The organism is Corallococcus exercitus, assembly GCF_003611585.1.
In the GTDB taxonomy this organism is placed as follows: domain Bacteria; phylum Myxococcota; class Myxococcia; order Myxococcales; family Myxococcaceae; genus Corallococcus; species Corallococcus exercitus.
The window spans coordinates 1-1549 of record NZ_RAVW01000773.1 but is presented as its reverse complement, the minus strand read 5'-3'; the positions used below and the strand labels follow the sequence as shown (position 1 = coordinate 1549).

Annotated in this window: 1 protein-coding gene; it reads left to right on the top strand. The window is 67.1% G+C overall.

The features are described 5' to 3' along the window. Window positions 1–352: 352 nt before the first annotated feature. Window positions 353–1225: a hypothetical protein gene (locus D7W79_RS41885; protein WP_120530740.1), complete on the top strand. Its 873-nt coding sequence runs from the start codon at window positions 353–355 to the stop codon at window positions 1223–1225. Window positions 1226–1549: the final 324 nt, after the last annotated feature.

Here is a 1549-nt window from a genome sequence, read left to right as displayed (position 1 = left end):
ATGTGTATAAGAGCCAGCTCCTCCTCCCCCCTGCCGCATCCGCTACAGGCCTGTGGTTCCATGCCCTTCACTGGCACACGTCTGACTCCGTGAGAATTGGACCCACACCATAATTTTTTGACGAAGCGGTATTTATTTTCAATCCTGAATCCGTCACGATTCCCCTGTCTGACAGTTTCAGCACCTTTCTGGCTGAAAGCCTGGACTGCCTGACATTCTGGAAGTCGGTCCTCCGACTTCCCCTCGAGCGGGAGCCCCCTACATGCGCCTCACCCCTGCTTTTCGGCCTGGAAGTGGATGCAGCAAGTGGTGGAACCGAGTTGCCTCACGCCAACCCCTGAAGGCGGCGTTGATGACGGGAGCGTTGCTGGCCCTCGTGGGTTGTGGCGGCGCGATGCCGGAGGACGCCTTCGCGGCGGACCTGGCCACGGCGGATCAGGCCCAGCAGGTGGAAAACGGTCTGTCCACCAACGGGCTCTCCACCAACGGGCTCTCCACCAACGGTCTGTCCACGAACGGCCTGTCCACCAACGGCCTGTCCACGAACGGCTTCAACGACTGGTTCAACCAGAACGCGGACACGTCGCCGACGTTGATGGCGTACATCGTGAAGTGCGCGGTGCCGGCGGGGCAGACGCGCACCTTCCAGTCCCCGACGACGGGGGTGAAGTACACGTGGCAGGGCAGCCTGGGCCTGGCGCCGGGCTGGGCGTCGGGCAAGCCCGCGACGGTGACGGAGCAGCAGGCGGTGAGCGCGTGCCTGGCGGCGCACGCGAACAAGTACGGCCTGCACATCGCGCTGTCCGTGCTGGGCCGCACGGCGGAGGGCGCGGCGGTGCCCTACTCCGCGGAAGAGCTGTCCCAGTACAGCGCGAAGGAGGGCTGCTTCTTTGGCAACCTCTTCACGAGCGAGGGCCTGTTCGCGGCGCGTGATCGCGACTTCAGCGCCGCGGAGAGCTCCACGCGCGCGTGCGGCCTCACGCTGGACGCGGACAGCTGCGCGCCCATCACCAACATCGGCAGCTGCGAGCAGTTCTGCACGAAGGGCGACCCGAGCCAGCCCTACTACACGCAGTGCACGTACAACGGGAAGACGTACCCGGCCATCACCACGCGCGTGCAGCCCACGGAGCTGTTCCGCTGCGGCGACGGCGTGTGCCAGTTCACCGAGCACGCGGGCTCCGGCACCACGGCGGACAGCTGCCGCGCGGACTGCGGCGCCTGAGCAAGACGCACCTGTCGGACCGGCGGTGAAGTGCTGGACATGGACGGCCTCGGCCCCCACCTCGGGCCGCGCGTCCAGAAGCATCCGGGCGTGCGGTGTGCTCCTCCGCGCGCCCGAATCCCCCAGTGGAAAATGACAGCCGGGACGTGAATCCGGGCGGTGTCCGCTCGATGGCATCACGTACTCGCGCGCACCTTGCCGGGCACGAGGCGGCGGTGTTGGATGGCCCTCCACAGGCCGGGCCCGGGGTAGGGACCACCGCCACGAGGAGCGGTGACGGCCGCGGACGGACGTGGGTGGAGCGGGCCGCGATGACGTTACGAG